Below are 16,019 nucleotides of genomic sequence, written 5' to 3' on the forward strand. Positions count from 1 at the left end.
GTGGGTGGGACGGACAGGGCGGGGCGGCCCGGTGGGGCCGGCCCCGGCGGTTTCGGGAGGATCCGGGGGCGGCGGTCAGACCACCTCCCTGGGTTCCTTGGGCGCGAGTGCGTCGTTGAGGAGCACGGCGATCCGCTGGGCGGAACGGCGGGCCTCCAGGTGCAGTCGGCCGACGTTCACGTCCGGGTGCGCCAGCATGGTGAGCACGCAGCTGCCGCCGGCCGCGTAGGTGGCGACGTAGCCGTGCTCGCCACGGACCAGCGACTCGCGGAAGTCCCCCTGCCCGGTGGTGTCGGCGAGCCGTTGTGCGAGGCTCAGCGAGGCTGCGGTCATCGCCGCCAGGCCCGAGGGTTCGGTCCCGTGGGTGTCGTGCGCGACCAGCAGGCCGTCCACGCTGGCCACCAGACCGCCCGCGAGGTGCGGTACCCGGTGTTTGAGCGCGCGGAGTTCGGCGAGCAGCTCGGTCTCCAAGGCGATCAGTTGTCTCCTTCCGACACGCTGCTTGAGCGCCCGCCTCATGACCGCGAGCGCGGGGTCGCGGGCGGAGAGTGGTTCAAAGTCGGGCCTCCAGAAGGATTCGGACCCGGGTCAGCAGCGCGATGTCCGGGTCGGGGGCGATCAGCGGGTTCGCCGCGTCCGTCGTCGTGGTCGTGGTCGGCGCGCGGGCGGAGCGGGTGGGACCGGCCGGCGGGAGTCCGGCCAACGTGGCGCCGGGGACTCGGCGGTGGAGCCCGCCGGCGGTCCGGGGCGGCACGGAGGCGGCCGTCGGGATGCCCGGCACGGTCTCGGGCGGGGTCCCGGGCGGGGTCCCGGGCGAACGGGCGTCGTACTGACGCGCCTCGGGCACCCGGGCCTCGCTCGGCCCGGGCCTCGGGGCGGCGTGCCGCGGAGCCTCCCGACCGGTGGACGCCCCATCGGTGGACGTCTGACCGGTGGGCGCCCGACCGGTGGCCTCGCACCCCGGCGTGGCCAGCAGCCCGGCGGCGGCGAGCCGGCGGACGTCCACCGTCGTCGCGAACGCCGAGCGGCCGAGCAGCCGGGCCAGCTCCGCCGGGGTTCTTCGGCCGTCCGCGTGGGCGAGCAGCTCGCACTGGCGGCGGGTGGGCGGACGGCGGCGCAGGCCCCGGCCGCCCGGGTCGGCGCACGCGTCCCGGCCGTCCGGCAGCCGGGCCGGCCGGACCGGCGCGGTGTCGAGCTGCGGCCAGGGCCAGACGCGCTCCAGCAGCCGCCGGCGGCGTTCGGTCTCCCGGCACAGCCGGTGGGCGGCGACCGCCGTCACCGGGCCGAGCCAGTGCCGGGCGCCCGGTTCGAAGTGCCAGGGGCCCGCGGTGGCGGAGTCGAGCAGGAAGAACGCCGCGTCGTAGAGCGCACCGAGGTGGCAGAGCTCCAACTCGCCCCGGGTGATCAGGTTCTGGGCGATCAGCGCGTCGCCGACGGAGCCGTGCGGGCCGAACAGGCGGACGGTCTCCCGCCAGGTCTCGGGGGCGATCCGGCCGCAGCCGGTCAGCAGCGCGGCCAGGTCGGGAGCCGGCTCGGACTCGGCGTGCACCACCAGACCCTCGGCGAGGTAGACGGTACCCACCGGGCCGGACAGGGCGCCGGTGGCGCGTTCGCCGGCCAGGCGCTCGACCGTCTCGGCCGGGGTCCGCGGGAGTCGGACCGGTACGGCGAGGCGGGGCAAGGCGTTCACGTCCACCCCCGGCGCTCGGTGAGCGGGCGGCCCTGTGGCCGAAACACGATGGCGGGAGCCGGGCGCCCACCTGCATGGTTCGCAAGCGGATTCGTCACCCGAGCACCAGTTCCTCGGCGAGGCCCTGCAGGCGGTGGCGGGCGGCGGCGAGGTTGCCCTCGACGCGGTCCAGCCAGAGGTGCAGGACGAGTCGGCTGTCGAAGACGGTATCGATGAAGCAAAGAAGGTGGTAACTACGGCCCGCGGTGACGATGATGTCCTGCAACGGTGCCCGGACGTCCTCCGCCCCGGTGAAGGTCGGGCTCTCAACCGCCGCCCGCACCAGGTCGGTTGCCTCCGCGGCGGAGGTCTCGTGGTCGCCGGTGGGGCTCACCCCGACGCTGCCGAGGGCGAGTCCGCTGCTCCAGTCGATCAGGCTCGCGGCACGGGCGCCGGCGATCGCCATCGCCCCGGACAGGCATTCGTCGATACCCGGCACACGGGCTCCTTCGGAGGTTCGGGGACGGTCGAGGGTTGGGCGAACACCCGACCGAGCCGCCACGACGAGTGGCGGGTTCGACACGGAAGGCTACTGCCGGATTCCATATGACGAACATTCCAATGGCATATTCAGACCACAGGGGGCTTGATTCAGCCATCCTCTGACGGTCCGTCAGTTCCGACTGCTGGGCGAACCCGCTGGCCCGCGCCCCGGCCGGACGAGGGCCCACCGGCCGACCTGGACCGGGACCTTGGCCGGTTGTCGGCCACGCCGCAGGGTTTCGAACGCGTGATGCGATAAGGCCGACGCATCGGCCACGCGCGACGGGAACGGCCAGGCCGGCCGCCGAGACACGAAGGTGCGGAGGTGCGAACGGCGCACCGCACGGACCACCCCGGGCCGCCACCGCGGACCGCGCCGGGAAACGCGAAGGGCGGCCGTTCCGAAGAGGAACGGCCGCCCTGCGATGGAGCGCCAGGCCCGGGTTGAACGGACTCTTCCTACTGAAAGTAGGACGTGCTCCGGTAGCACCACTGACGCCTGTTCGAGAGATCGTTTCCTCTCGACGGGAAGAACACTAGCAGGCCATCAGGCCTGGTCAAAAATCGAACAGTCGGCGGGCGAGAGACCTCGGCGCCGCCGCTCAGGCCGTCGGCGGCAGCTCGCCCGGGCGCTGCGTCGGCAGGGCGTCGGCGGAGGCGCGCAGGTCGACGCGGTGGAGCTGCGGCGGCAGCTCGGCGCGGCTGCGGACCAGGCCGAGCCGGCGGACCGTCGCGGCGACGATGACCTCGGCGGTGACCTCCACCTCCGGCGGGCTCTGGATCACCATCGCCAGCCGGACGTCGCCGAGCAGCGGGTGGTTCGGCAGGGCCCGCAGGTGCCACTCCGGGTCGCTCTGGCCGCGGCCCAGCGCGGTCACGTACCGGTCCTCGCGGTTCCCGCTGCGGCTGTACTCCACCGACGGCTCGACGAAGCCGAGCGGGGCGGCGACCGCGATCCGGAAGGACCGGTCGGTGGGGGCGGCGGCCGTCTGCGGGGCCAGGGCGAGGGCGACCGGCTGCGGCCCGTCGCCCGGTGTGCTCAGCCGTACCCCGATCCGCGACTCCGTGAAGGGCGCGGAGCCCGGGTCGGCGTCCGGCCGGTAGGTGCAGTAGAAGGCCAGCACGAAGTAGTCGTCGTCGGCCGGCAGGCCCGCCAGCAGCGCCGGGTCCACGTCGACCTCGGCCAGCCCGGCCCGGGTGAGGCGGGTGACGAACGGCCGGCGGCTGACGGCCAGCCGGCCCCTGATGCGCTCCTCGGTGGACGGCCGCTGCAGGGTGGCCGGTACGACCAGGTCCACCTCGCCGGGCTCCAGGGCGGGGATGTCGATCGGCACGTCAGTCGGTCCCTTCGTCGTACCGGCCCCAGCTGCCGGAGTAGGTGAACGCACCCCAGTCGCGGTACTGCGGGTGGTGCGCCCGGGTCTCGGTCTGGGCCAGCCGGAAGGCCTCCAGCGGGCCGCGGCCCGCGGCCAGGGCCCGGTACAGCGCGGCGAAGAAGCTGGTCGCGGTCTCGGTCCGGACCGGCCAGAGGCAGCCGACCACCGCACGGGCGCCGGCCAGCAGGAAGGCGGCGGGCAGACCACGCAGGCCGTCACCGAGGTCGAAGCGGCCCAGCGCCGACTCGCAGGCGCTGAGGGTCACCAGCTCCACCCCGCGCAGGTCCGCCGAGACGACCTCGTGGGCGAACAGGCGTCCGTCGGCGCCGTCCTGCGGCGGGTTGAGGTAGAGGCACTGGAACCAGGGCGCCACCGGGCTGTGCGATCCGTGCGCCGCGAGGTGGAGGTAGCGGTGGCCGGGCGCGCGCTCCAGCAGCGCCCGGGCGGTGGCGTCGGCACCGGTCAGCGCGGTGCCGCCGGCCTGCCCGGCCACCGCCCTGACGTGCTCGTCCAGTTCGGGCTCGGGCGGCAGCCCCCAGGCGGCCCCGCCGTGCGCGGCGCCCAGGGCGAGCAGCCCGGAGCCGTGGCTGTGCGGGGCGGGTGCGGTGAGACAGGCGGGGCTCGGCGCGGCGGTGACCGTCCAGCGGTCCGCCAGCGGGCGGCCGTCCACGTGCAGGAGGTGGAACGGCAGGTAGTGGAACGGCCCGTGCGCCCAGACACAGAGGTGGCGGTAGCCCTCGTCGTGCAACCGATCGAGCGTCCCGGCCAGGCCGGCACCCAGGTTGTTCTCCAGCGCCAGCCGCTCCTCCCCCGCACGGGTGACCGGGCGGTGCAGGGGGTCGTCGAGGACGGCGGAGCGCACCTCCTGCACGTCGAGGGCGAAGGGGTGCAGGGTGTGGCTGTAGCCGTCCTTGCCGAGCCTGAGCAGTGCGGAGGGCAGTCCGGCGGTCGGCACCACGCGGGCCTCCACCACGCCCTCCCGCGTCATCGTGACCAGGTAGAGGGCGGCCGTACTCTCCTCCGAACCCTCCGAACCTGCCGCATCCTCCGCCCCCTCGGTGCCGTCCGAAGGCGCGGAGGTGGCCGGAGCCGCGGCCTGCGGTGTGACGCCCATGAAGAGCGAGAGCAGCACGGTGTCCGCCGACAGGGCCCGGCACAGCCCGTCCAGATCGGTGTCGGCCGGATCGCCCGGGCCCGCCAACGCGGGCGGCGCCCCGTACAGCCGCCGGGAGAACTCCCGGTCGAACGCCCGGCGCAGGTTGTCCAGGTAGGCGCGGTCGTCCTGGCCGTCGCCGGTCTCCTGGGCGCCGGCGTAGCTGAGCATGTGCAGGTCCTCGCCCAGCTCGGCGAGCCGGGGCGACTCCGGGGCGGCCACCTCGCGTTCGCGGCGCGCGATCTCGCCCAGCAGCTCGGGGAGCCCCGACCCGATCGGGCGCGGCCCGCGGTGGGCGGCGAGCGCCGTCCCGAAGTCGAGACCCTTGGCGGCGGTCATCAGGGCGAGCAAAGCGACCGGGTACGAGCGGCCGGTGCCCAGGGCGGCGACCAGCAGCTGGCAGGCGCGGTACAGCGCGAAGGAGACGTCGGCCCGGGGGTCCGCCGACAGGACCGGGACGAGGGACTCGCGCAGGATCACGGCGGCGAGGACGATCGTGTCCGGCGTGGTCGCCCGGGCCACCAGGTGGCCGAGCTGCTGGACGGCGAGATCGGACAACCCGAGGGAGGCGTAGCCGACCGCGGCGTGCCCGTGCATCCTCAGGGCCTCGTCGGGCTCCCCGGCCTCGGCGTTCTCCGGCGCCGCGCGGGAGGCGACGGCGGCGCGCAGGTGGAGGACGGCTGCCACGTCGCGCTCGCGATCGGACCGGTCCGGGCTGCCGGGCGAGCTGTCGGCCGCGGCCCGCCGGAGGAGCTGCCAGGCGGTCCGGGCGCTGCCGTCGCGGTGGTAGAGGTGCGCGGCCAGGTGCAGGGCGGCCGCCGACCGGGCGGACGGGTCGGGGTCGTCCAGCGCGGTGGAGTAGAGCAGGTCGGCGCCGGCCTGGTCGGCCGGACAGGGGTGGTCGCAACCGGGCAGGACGTGGACCTGGCTCTCCCAGAGCTCCAGCCGGCGCTCCGGGTCGTCAAGGTCGGGCAGGTCCGCGTACGCCTCGGCGACGAGCGCGCGCAGCGCCTCGCTGTTCCCGGCCTCGCGGAAGAGGCAGAGCGCTTGGTCCACCACGGCGCCCGCCTCCCGGCTGCCGCTCAGCCGGACCAGGTCCGCGACCGGCAGGCCCAGCACCTCGTGGACGGTCCGCGGGACGGGTGACCGGTCGGCGGCGGCGACCATGCGCAGCAGCCGGATCCGGTTGTACGGGTCGAGGGCGGGGTCGAGCAGGGCCGCGGCCTCCCGCGCGACGCGCAGCACCTCGTCGTCGATCCAGGGCGCGTCGCCCGCCGTTCGGGAGAGCAGGGCCAGCCCCTCCCCCAGCCCGGTGAGGCAGCGGCCGCGCAGGTGGCCCTCACTGAGGGCCACCGCACCGTACAGGTAGGGCAGCGCCTCCAGGGCGGCGTCGCGGGGGTGCGGCATTCCGCCGGGTTTCCCGTCGGGCTCGGCGCCGCGGCCGAACGGCGCCCGCCGCTCCGCCCGGGCCAGCTGCCGGGCGAGCAGTTCCTCCGGGGGCAGGCCGGCCCGGGCGACGCCCATGAACGGGTGCAGGCGCAGGATCCCGGCCGCGTACATCGTCTCGGCCAGCTCGTCCAGCTCGCGGTCCGCCCGCAGGGTGCGGATCTGCTCGTCGGCGATCGCGCAGGCGAGGCGCAGCCGGGCACCGTCGGGCTCCGCCACCAGCAACAGCCGTGCGGACTCGACCAGTTGGTCGGCCGCCCACCACCACGGGCTCTGCCGACTGCGCCCCCAGCGGACGTCCGCCGCCTCCAGGACCAGTCGTGCCAGCAGGTAGCCGCCGGAGGCCTGGGTGCTGCGGGTGTGGCCGATGCCGACCCGGACGAGGTACCGGGCCTGGTCCTCGGTGAGTTCCCAGGAGCGGTCGCGGACCCGTTCGACGGCGGTCGCCTCGCTCAGGTGGTGCCCGTGGACGTCCCTGACGAGTCCGATGACGGCCCGGACGGCAGGGTCGCTGCGGTGGTCGTCCATGCCTCTGCCCCCTTCGGCCCCTCCCCGTGGGGCCTGCCGAGGATCATGGCACAACGCGGCGCGGTGGCCGGGGGTTTCGCAGCGAGGTCGGTACCGGGTGGATCGCGCGGGCAGGCCACCCGGGTCGGGCGGCCGGTTGTGACGGAGCACCGTTCCGCGGCCGGGGAAACTGACGGGACATCAGGACCGCCTCGCGGTACGGTCGGGGGCACAGGTGTCGACACGGGGGTCGCTGATGCTGTCCGAAGCGTTGACCGCGCTGGCCACGACCGGTGGCACGGCGGTGATGACCGCCGCCGGTACGGAGGCCTGGGAGGGTGTCCGGTGCAGGGTGGCGGCCTGGTTCAGCCGAGGGAACGGCGAGCGCGAGGCCACCGAGCTGGAGCGGCTGGACCGCACCGCCGCCGAGCTCGCCGGCGCCGGGGCCGACCAGCTGGAGCGGCTGCGGATCCGTCAGGAGGCCTCCTGGCAGGCGCGGTTCGAGGCCTTCCTGGAAGACCTGTCGGAGGACGAACGGGAGCAGGCCGGACAGGCGCTGCGGGCTCTGCTGCAGGAGGCCGCGGCCCAGGGCGCCCAGGTCTCGGCCGGGGACGGCGGGCTGGCCGTCGGCGGGAACGCGCAGTTCAGCGCCGACCGCGGTTCGGTTGCCGCCGGAGTGATCCACGGGGGTGTGTCCGTCGGCCACCCTCCGGTGCCGGATCCGTCCCAGGGCTGAACGGACCGGCTGAGCAGAGCCCAGCAGAACCGTCCGGCACCCAGGTGCGGGCGGAGAACCACAGCGTCGCGATCGGCCATGCCGACCAGGTGTCGTACTTCACCGGCCGACGGGCGCCCGCGAGCTTCCCGTACCAGGTCGGCGCGCTGCCGAACGCCGCACACTGCTTCCAGCGCAGGGCCCTGCCCGACGCCCCGGCGGGGTGTCGGATCCTGCTCGGCACCGCCGGGGTCGGCAAGACCCAACTGGCCGTGCACGAGGCCCGCACCGCCTGGCAGCAGGGGCGGCTCGACCTGCTGGTCTGGGTCGCCGCCGACAGCCGGGCGGCGATCCTGGCGGCCTACGCCCGGACCATGGCCGAGCTGAACGGCACCGAGCCGGGCGATCCCGAACCGGGCGCCCGGGATTTCCTGGCCTGGCTGCGGCCGGGCGGCGCCGGGCGGGCGGTGCGCTGGATGGTCGTGCTGGACGGCCTGGTCGACCCCGACGACCTGCGCGGGCTCTGGCCGCCGGACCGGCCGCAGGGGCGGACCCTGATCACCAGCTGGCGCCGGGACGTGGCCCGCGAGGACCAGGGCCGGCACCTGGTCACCGTGCCCGTGTTCAGCTCCGCCGAGGCCCACGACTACCTCACGGCGGTACTGGCCACCGCCGACCGGGCCGAGCAGCCCGAGCAGCTCGCAGCGCTCGCCCGGGAGCTGGGCCACCTGCCGCTGGCCCTCGCGCAGGCCGCCCGGTACCTGGGGCGCACCGGGCTGAGCTGCGCGGACTACCTCGACCGACTGCGCGACGGCGGGCACCGGCTGGCCGACCTGGTGCCGGACCCGGGCGGCCTGCCGGACGAGCAGGGCGAACCACTGCCGCAGATCTGGGACCGGGCCCTGCGGCAGGTGGATCCGACGGCCCGGCTGCTGCTGGAGCTGCTCGCTCCGCTGGACCCGGCGGGGGTGCCCGGGGCCGTCGTGAACCGGCTCCTCGGGCAGGCCCTGGCACAGCCCGGGGAGCAGGCCCAGGAGGTCGGGAGCGGCGGGGTGCTCGACCTGCTGCACCGGTGGAGCCTGGCCGACCACGACCCTTCGAGCGAACAGCGGACGGTCCGGGTCCACCCGCTGGTGCAGCGGGCGGTGTACGAGAGCGCGCCGGCGGACCGGTCGGACCGGCTGGTCGACCTCGCCGTCGACGCGCTCCTGGCGGGGACGGTGATGCCTCCCCGGCCCATGCGGGACCCGGCGTACGACGCGTACTACGAAGCGGTCCTCAGCGCGGAGGACGCCGCGTTCCTCGGGCTGGGGCGTGCGGACGGGCCGCAGCTGCCCGCGGTCAGGGCAGAGACGCTGCGCGGGAACGTCGAGGCGCTGCTGCGTCGGCCGTACCGGCGCCAGCCGGGCTTCCGAGCGGCGTTGCTGGCCAGGCGGGTGGGCGAGCTCCTGGTCACGGAGGGGAAGCCGGAGCAGGCGGTGGCCTACTTCCGCTCGCTGCTGGCCGAGACCGTCGAGGAGTCGGGCGAGGACAGCAGTGCGGCACGGGAGATCCGGGCCGCGCTCGCCGAGGCCTGCGCCACGGGCGGCGACCTCACCAGCGCCGTCACGGCCTACCGCGCGCTGATCGACGACCGGATGCGTCGGCTGGCCGCCCAGCAGCCCGGCCCGAGCAGCTACTGGCCGGTCAAGCTGGTCGAGGAGGCCTCCGAGCTGCGCCGGCGCCTGGCCCACTGGCTGGAGCAGGGCGACGATCCGGCCGCGGTCGCGGCCGTCTACCGGGACCTGGTCAACGACGAGAACTACCTCCGGGCCAGCCCCGGCTTCGGCGGGTTCCGCGACTACGCCCTGCGGGCCGAGGCCGCCGACTGGCAGGGCCGGGCCGGGGACGCGGCGGGTGCCGCGCTCGCCTACCGGTACATCGTCGACGAACGGCTGGGGAGGTACGGGCCGCAGCACGAGGACACCTTCGCAGCGCGCTACGGGTTCGCGCGCTGGTTAGGGGAGTCGGGTGACCTGCGCACGGCCGTCCGGGTGCTGACCGACCTGCTGAGGGACCAGCTCCAGGTGCTGTGGCACAACTACCGCCAACCGCACGGGCCGGCCGGCGCCCCGAGGGACCCGATGCTGTGGCGGGGCCCCCAGGCCCCCGACCATCTGGGCACCTTCAGGACCCGGGCCGCCCTGGCCTTCTGGCTCGGCCGCTCCGGCGACGCGCGCGCAGCCGTAGCGGCCCTGACGGAACTCCTGAACGAGCAACTGCGCTACCTCGGGCCGGCCCACCCGGAGGTCGTCACCACCCGGCAGAACCTCGCGTACTGGCAGCAGCAGCCGAAGAGGAAGGGGCGGCGACGATAGCGCCTGTTCGGCCGATCCTGCCGGGCGCGCGCCGCCGGGCAGGATCAGCCGGACAGGACCCAGCGTGCACCGCAGGCCGCGGACCCGTGACTCCTCCGTGATCACTCGCACACCACGGCGCTCTGTCACGCCGGTGTTGTGGTGTCCGGGGGGCGGGAGGAGGAGAGTGGAAGGCGACGCGTTCGCGGACGGCGGCCAGCAGGGGGTGTGATCGGGAGGTCTGCGATGACCTTTGTACAGATCGTCGAGTGCCGCACGGAGCAGCCCGACGAGCTCAACCGGCTGATGGACACCTGGATCGAGCAGACCCAGGGGCGGCGGACCGCGACCCACGCGATGGTGGGCACCAACCGGGCGGACGCCCGGCACGTCGTGGAGATCATCGAATTCCCCTCGTACGAGGCGGCGATGCGCAACTCCGGCCTGCCGGAGACCGACCGGATCTTCCGGGAGATGGTGGCGCTCTGCCAGGAGCCGCCGACCTTCACCAACCTCGACCTGGTGCGGGACGAGCAGTTCCAGAAGGCGGCGGCCCGCCGGCTGCTGATGGACCCGGCGGGCGGCGACATGTCCGTGCTGGACGAGTTGTTGGCGCCGGACTACCGCGACCACGACCCGTCGATGGACGGTGACACGGTCGGCCCGGCGGCGGTGCGGAAGATGATCGAGGGCTACCGCAAGGCCTTCGACTTCACCTTCGACATCCAGGGCCAGGTCGCCGAGGGCGACCAGGTGGCGACCCGCTGGATCTGGCGCGGCACCCACATCGGGGAGTACATGGGAATGCCGGCCAGCAACCGGACCGTCGAGTCGGCCGGGATGACGATGTTCCGGTTCGAGGACGGCATGGTGAAGGAGGGGTGGTGGAGCTGGGACGCCGTCGCCATGATGCGTCAGATGGGGATGATGCCCGGCTGACCGGGGCGTTGCGGGTGGGTGGCCGCCTGCCGACCGGGACGGCTGGCAGGCGGCCCGGAGGTCACTCGGGCACGATGTTCTCCGCCGTCGGGCCCTTCTGGCCCTGCACGACGTCGAAGACGACCCGCTGCCCCTCCTGGAGCTCGCGGAAGCCCTGGGCCGCGATGTTGGAGTAGTGGGCGAAGACGTCCGGTCCCCCGTCGTCCTGTTCGATGAAGCCGAAGCCCTTCTCGGCGTTGAACCACTTCACGGTTCCGGATGCCATGTGCCCTCCAAGGGGAACTCGGTTCCGCCCGCCGCACGGTGCGGCGGGCGGAGGTGATCGCCCTGGTCCTCGGAAGGCACCCGCACAGCACGACCGCCCGCGCACCGCGCAGGCGGAAGAGGTGCCTCGGAACCACGACAGCTGGTGCCGATCACGCTACACGTCCAGGCGAGCGCTCTGCGTGACGGGGAATGCGCGCGTCCGACTCACGGGCGCGCCGCCCCACGGGCCGGGGCCGACTGCGGCGTCCCCGGGGCAGGGCGCCGACCGATTCGCTCACGCGGACGCCGGGCCGGGACGGTGGGCGGCGGCCCACCGTCCCGGCGGTCGGGGCGGGTCTGAGGTCGGGGCGGGTCGGCGGTCCGGGCGGGTCGGGGGCGGCCCGGTCAGTCCTTGACCGCGCCCGCGAGCCCGGAGACCAGCTTGCGCTGCACGGCGATGAAGAAGATCAGCACCGGTACGGTCATCAGCGTGGACGCCGCCATGATGCCGCCCCAGTCGTTCTCGTCCGGCTTGAAGAAGACCAGCAGGGCGGAGGGCAGGGTCTGGTTCTCGGTGGCGCTGATGATGAAGGTCTTGGCGAAGACGAAGTCGTTCCACGCCGCGATGAAGGAGAAGACGCTGGTCGCGGCCAGGCCCGGGGCCACCAGCGGCAGCAGGATCCGCCACAGGATGCGGGTGCGGCTCGCGCCGTCGATCTGGGCGGCCTCCTCGATGGAGGCCGGGACGGCGGCGACGAAGCCGCGCATCATCCAGATGCCGAACGGCAGTGAGAATGCCAGCTGCACCAGGATCAGCGAGGCCAGGGTGTTGAGGCCGATGCCCGGCGCGAAACGGCCGGCGTCGCGGAACATGAAGAACAGCGGGATGGTGAGCGCCTCGACCGGGATCATCTGGGCGATCAGGAACATCACCATGATCGTGGTGCGGAACCTGAACCGGAAGCGGGTCACCGCGACCGCCGCCAGGAAGACCACCAGCGCCGAGAGCACCACCACCGACAGGGCGATGACCAGGCTGTTCACGAAGTAGCGGCCGAACCCGTCGACGCTCAGCACCTGCCGGAAGCTTTCCAGCGTGGGGTGGGCGGTCCACGGCCTGGGGTCCAGGGACTGCACCTCGCCCTTGGGCTTGAAGGCCGAGAGCACCATCCAGAAGATCGGGAAGGCGGTGACCACGGCCACCAGGACGGCGGTGGTGTTGGCGGCGAGCCGCCAGCGGCTGCGGGTGTTCACAGTTCGTTCCCCGTCCGTCGCAGGGTGCGGATGTAGAGGACCGTCGGGACGACCAGGATCAGCAGCATGATCACGCCGATGGCCGCGCCGAGCCCGTACTGGGAGGAGGCGAACGCCTTCTGGTACGCGTACACGTTGAGGACGAGGTTCTGGCCGGCGATGCCGCCGCCCTCGGTCATCACGTAGATCTGGGTGAAGACCTTGAAGTCCCAGATGACCGACTGGATCACCACGACGGTGAGGATCGGCCGCAGCATCGGCGCGGTGATCCGGCGGAAGGTCGTCCAGGTGTTGGCGCCGTCCAGTGCGGCGGCCTCCAGGATCTCCTCGGGGATCGCCCTGATGCCCGCGTACAGCGTCACCATGACGAACGGGAAGGAGTGCCACACCACCACGGCGCCGACGATCAGGAACGCCGTCCACTTGTCGTAGAACCAGTTGTACTCGTGGAAGCCGCTCAGGCCGAGGTCGACCAGGGTCTTGTTGACCAGGCCGAGGTTGGTGTCGAACAGGAAGCTCCACACCGTCGAGCCGGTCATCGCCGGCGCCGCCCAGGCCGCCATCGCGGCGGTGGTCAGGACCAGCCGGGAGACCCTGCCGACCCTGGTCAGCAGGACGGCGAGGGCGGCACCGACGACCAGGGTGGCGACCACGCAGAACGCGGCGAAGCCGACCGTCTGCAGCAGTACCGACCAGAACTGGCCGTCGCTCAGGATCTTCTCGTAGTTGCCGAAGCCCACGAAGCGGGTCGGCACTCCCCCGGAGGCCTGGGCCTGGCCGAAGTCCAGCACCGACAGCAGGCCGAGCTGGTAGATCGGGTAGGCCACCAGCGGGATCATGATGACGGCGGCCGGCAGGAGCAGCAGCAGCGGGGGCCGGCGCCGGCCGCGCGGGGGCGCGGCCGGGCCGGCGCCCCGGCGGCGCCCGCTCAGGGAGGGCGGCGCCGCCGGGGCGGTCGTGGTGGGTGCGGACACGTACGGGACCTGCTCTCTGGAGACGCCTTGCGAGGGTGATCAGTGGGCCGCGAAGGCCGAGGTGATCTGCCCGGCGGCGTCGCCGGAGGCCTTCGCCACGTCCGCCTTGCCGGTGACGATCTGCTGGAGCATGGTCGGGACGACGGCCTGCGCGTCGATCTGCGCCCAGGCCTGGTCCATCGGGACGAACCGCGTCCCCGCCGCGATGGTGTCGGTGAACGGCTTGAGGAAGGCGTCCTTCGCGGCGACCTTGGCGTTGACCGACTTGAGCGTGGGCAGGTTGCCCATCGCGTCGTACATCTGCTCCTGGTACCCGGGGCTCGCCAGGAGTTCGGCGAACTCGACGGCGAGGGTGCGGTGCTTGGCCGCCTTCATCACCCCGAGGTTGTTGCCGCCGGCGAAGGCCGGAGCGATCGAGCCGGGCTTCTCGCCGGGCAGCGGGACGACCCCGTACCTGCCCTTGGCCGCGCCCGCGTCGACCTTGCTGCGGCTGGAGTTGGGCAGGATCGCCATCGCGGACTTGCCGGCCGCGAACAGGTCCACGGTCTTGCCGCCGGTGAGGTCCGCGCACTGCTGGGCCGGGCAGCCGTCGGCGCCGAACAGGTCGGTGTAGCGCTTGATGCCCGCCTGCGAGGCCGCCGAGTTGATGGCCGCCTTGTACGCGGAGCCGTCCTTGGTGGCGATGTCGCCGCCCGCGTCCCAGACGAAGGGCAGCGCGCCGAAGGTGTACTTGCCGCCGACCGCGATGCCGAAGGTGTCCGGGTGCGCGGCGTGGATCTTCTGGTTGGCGGCGACCAGCTCGTCGTACGACTTCGGCGGCGTCAGGCCGGCCTCGGTGAACAGGTCGGTGCGGTAGTACAGCGCCCGCACGCCGACCCACCAGGGCAGGCCGTAGGTCTTGCCGTCCAGCACCGCCGTCCCGGCGATCGCCGGGTCGAGGTCGCCCTTGTCCTTCCACTTGTCGAGGTCGGCGCCGATCTCGGCGAGGCCGCCGGCCGCGACGTAGCCGGGGAGGTCGGTGTTGCCGAACTCGACCAGGTCCGGGGCGCTGTTGGGGTCGTTGAACGCGCCCTTCATCTTGGCCGCGCGGGCCGAGGCGTCGGTGTCGATGTAGCTGATGTCGACGGTGGCGCCCTGGTGGGAGGCCTGGAACTCGGCGACCGCCTTGCCGATCACCGCCTCCTTCGCCGCGTTGCCGGCCTCGTTGTACAACCAGACCTTCAGCGTGCCCGTCCTGTCGTCGCCCGCCTTGTCGCCCGCCGGCAGTGCGGTGCCGGGCGAGCAGGCGGCCGCCGCGATACAGGTGGCGGTGAGCACGGCGGCCGCAGCGGTCCGTCTGATCAGTCGCATGGGTGGAGACCTCCCCTCCCGACAGCTGCCGCCAGGACGTGCGCCGCTGGGGACGGACACGTCGAAGCAGGCCCTGACCGGGGCCGATGGTGGGTGCGTGAACGCGTTGATGTGGGGGTACGGCAGAGCGACCGCTCGGGTGGGCGGCGTCGCCTGCTCGATGCCAGGGACGTTAGGCGGGCGTGCTCGGGGCCAACAAGGGGCCGTTCGGGAAGTTTTGCACTGCACAACGGCGTGCCGAAGAATCGGCTATCGGGGTGTGAGCGGGTACGGTCTGAGCCACCGCCGCAGTCCGGCGGTGGAACGAGAGGGGAACGGACCGATGACGGACACCGGCAGCCCAGCCGACGGGGAACCGGCCGACGGGAGCCCGGCTGACGGGAGCGCAGCCGACGGGAGCGCAGCCGACGGGACGCCGGACGGCGGTGCGGACGGCGCCAGGCCGAAGAAGGCGGCGACCGGCGACCGCAACCAGTCCTCCTCGCTGCGCCGCGCGCTGGCCGTCCTCGGCTACGTCCGCGACCACGGCAACGGCGGCCGCGGCGTCCCGCTCGGCCAGCTCGCCGAGGCGCTCGGGCTCAACAAGAGCACCGTGCTGCGGCTGACCGGACCGCTGCTCGACGAGCACCTGCTCGACCGCGACCGGGAGACCGGCTGGTTCCGGCTCGGCCACGGCTCGCTCCGGCTCGGCCAGGCCTACCTCTCCACCCTCGATCTGCGCAGCGTCGCCGCCGAACACCTGCGCCGGCTGCAGCGCGAGGCCGGCGAGACCGTCCACCTGACCGTCTGGCAGGCCCCCGGCATCGTCTACCTGGACAAGGTCGAGGACGAGACCAACGTCCGGATGGCCTCCCGGGTCGGCAGCCGGGCACCCGCCTACTGCACCGCCACCGGAAAGGCGATCCTGGCCTGGCTGCCCGAGGAGGCCGTCACCGAGGTGGTCGCCGCCGGGCTGCGGCCGGTCACCGCGTGGACCATCGCCGACGAGACGCACCTGCGGGCCGACCTCGCCCGGATCCGCGCCCGGGGCTACTCGATCGACGACCGGGAGAACGAGCCGGAGGTCCGCTGCGTCGCGGCGCCGATCTTCGACCACACCGGCGAGGTGACGGCCGCGCTCTCGATCTCCGGGCTCACCTCGCGGATGACCGCGGCCAGGGTCCGCTCGCTCGGCCCGGTGGTCGCCCAGGTCGGCCTGCGGATCTCCCGCGAGCTGGGCTCCGACCGGCCGGTGGGCTGAGGACCGGCCCCGGGCGGCGGCCGAGGCCGCGTCCGGGAGCGGCAACAGGAACGGGAACGGAGACGGCTGATGCCCGGTGCCTGTGGGGGCACCGGGCCTCAGCCGATGATGGAGCGCCAGGCCCGGGTCGAACGGACTCTTCCTACTGAAAGTAGGACGTGCTCCAGTAGCACCTCTGACGCCTGCCCGGGAGGTTGTTTCCCTCCCGACGAGAAGAACACTACCAGGTCAGCGGCCCTGTCCCGAACCACCGGACCCACCACCGCACTCG

General features: G+C 73.6%; 13 protein-coding genes. 4 read left to right on the top strand and 9 right to left on the bottom strand.

All coding sequences use genetic code 11. The features are described 5' to 3' along the window. Positions 1-75 precede the first annotated feature (75 nt). The 5 genes from ACFVVX_RS24435 to ACFVVX_RS24455 form a co-directional block, all read right to left on the bottom strand. A complete protein-coding gene (locus ACFVVX_RS24435) occupies positions 76-471 on the bottom strand; it encodes a roadblock/LC7 domain-containing protein (protein WP_387948726.1) in 396 nt (131 codons plus the stop codon). Between the two features lie 82 nt (positions 472-553). Beyond that, positions 554-1,690 (bottom strand): hypothetical protein, encoded by a 1,137-nt coding sequence (locus tag ACFVVX_RS24440; RefSeq protein WP_387948727.1) that lies wholly within the window; start codon positions 1,688-1,690, stop codon positions 554-556. Positions 1,691-1,784: 94 nt separating this feature from the next. Next, positions 1,785-2,168 carry a hypothetical protein gene (locus ACFVVX_RS24445; RefSeq protein ID WP_387948728.1) on the bottom strand — a complete coding sequence of 128 codons (384 nt, stop codon included), beginning with the start codon at positions 2,166-2,168 and terminating at the stop codon, positions 1,785-1,787. Between the two features lie 646 nt (positions 2,169-2,814). Further along, positions 2,815-3,546 (bottom strand): hypothetical protein, encoded by a 732-nt coding sequence (locus ACFVVX_RS24450; protein ID WP_387948729.1) that lies wholly within the window; start codon positions 3,544-3,546, stop codon positions 2,815-2,817. Position 3,547: 1 nt separating this feature from the next. Further along, entirely contained in the window at positions 3,548-6,715 is a 3,168-nt protein-coding gene (locus tag ACFVVX_RS24455) for a CHAT domain-containing protein (protein WP_387948730.1), read from the bottom strand. Between the two features lie 235 nt (positions 6,716-6,950). On the opposite strand from ACFVVX_RS24455, the gene ACFVVX_RS24460 reads away from it, so the two are divergent. The 3 genes from ACFVVX_RS24460 to ACFVVX_RS24470 all read left to right on the top strand — a co-directional run bounded on the left by ACFVVX_RS24460 (position 6,951) and on the right by ACFVVX_RS24470 (position 10,684). Beyond that, a complete protein-coding gene (locus ACFVVX_RS24460; protein ID WP_387948731.1) occupies positions 6,951-7,430 on the top strand; it encodes a hypothetical protein in 480 nt (159 codons plus the stop codon). A gap of 44 nt (positions 7,431-7,474) precedes the next feature. Then, complete coding sequence (locus tag ACFVVX_RS24465; protein WP_387948732.1) at positions 7,475-9,766, top strand: hypothetical protein; 2,292 nt, start codon at positions 7,475-7,477, stop codon at positions 9,764-9,766. A gap of 225 nt (positions 9,767-9,991) precedes the next feature. Continuing rightward, positions 9,992-10,684, top strand: a complete 693-nt coding sequence (locus tag ACFVVX_RS24470) for an ester cyclase (protein WP_387948733.1) — start codon at positions 9,992-9,994, stop codon at positions 10,682-10,684. Between the two features lie 61 nt (positions 10,685-10,745). Here ACFVVX_RS24470 and ACFVVX_RS24475 read toward each other — a convergent pair whose 3' ends face one another. The 4 genes from ACFVVX_RS24475 to ACFVVX_RS24490 form a co-directional block, all read right to left on the bottom strand. Next, positions 10,746-10,949 carry a cold-shock protein gene (locus tag ACFVVX_RS24475; protein WP_387948734.1) on the bottom strand — a complete coding sequence of 68 codons (204 nt, stop codon included), beginning with the start codon at positions 10,947-10,949 and terminating at the stop codon, positions 10,746-10,748. Between the two features lie 386 nt (positions 10,950-11,335). After that, complete coding sequence (locus ACFVVX_RS24480) at positions 11,336-12,184, bottom strand: carbohydrate ABC transporter permease (protein WP_387948735.1); 849 nt, start codon at positions 12,182-12,184, stop codon at positions 11,336-11,338. Beyond that, complete coding sequence (locus ACFVVX_RS24485) at positions 12,181-13,158, bottom strand: carbohydrate ABC transporter permease (RefSeq protein WP_387948736.1); 978 nt, start codon at positions 13,156-13,158, stop codon at positions 12,181-12,183. The genes ACFVVX_RS24480 and ACFVVX_RS24485 overlap by 4 nt, the downstream gene beginning before the upstream one ends. A 39-nt stretch (positions 13,159-13,197) precedes the next feature. Next, complete coding sequence (locus tag ACFVVX_RS24490; protein ID WP_387948737.1) at positions 13,198-14,508, bottom strand: extracellular solute-binding protein; 1,311 nt, start codon at positions 14,506-14,508, stop codon at positions 13,198-13,200. 322 nt (positions 14,509-14,830) lie between these two features. Between ACFVVX_RS24490 and ACFVVX_RS24495 the strand changes: the two genes are divergently transcribed. Continuing rightward, positions 14,831-15,748: an IclR family transcriptional regulator gene (locus ACFVVX_RS24495; protein ID WP_387948738.1), complete on the top strand. Its 918-nt coding sequence runs from the start codon at positions 14,831-14,833 to the stop codon at positions 15,746-15,748. Positions 15,749-16,019: the final 271 nt, after the last annotated feature.

Source organism: Kitasatospora sp. NPDC058170, assembly GCF_042883905.1.
In the GTDB taxonomy this organism is placed as follows: Bacteria; Actinomycetota; Actinomycetes; order Streptomycetales; family Streptomycetaceae; genus Kitasatospora.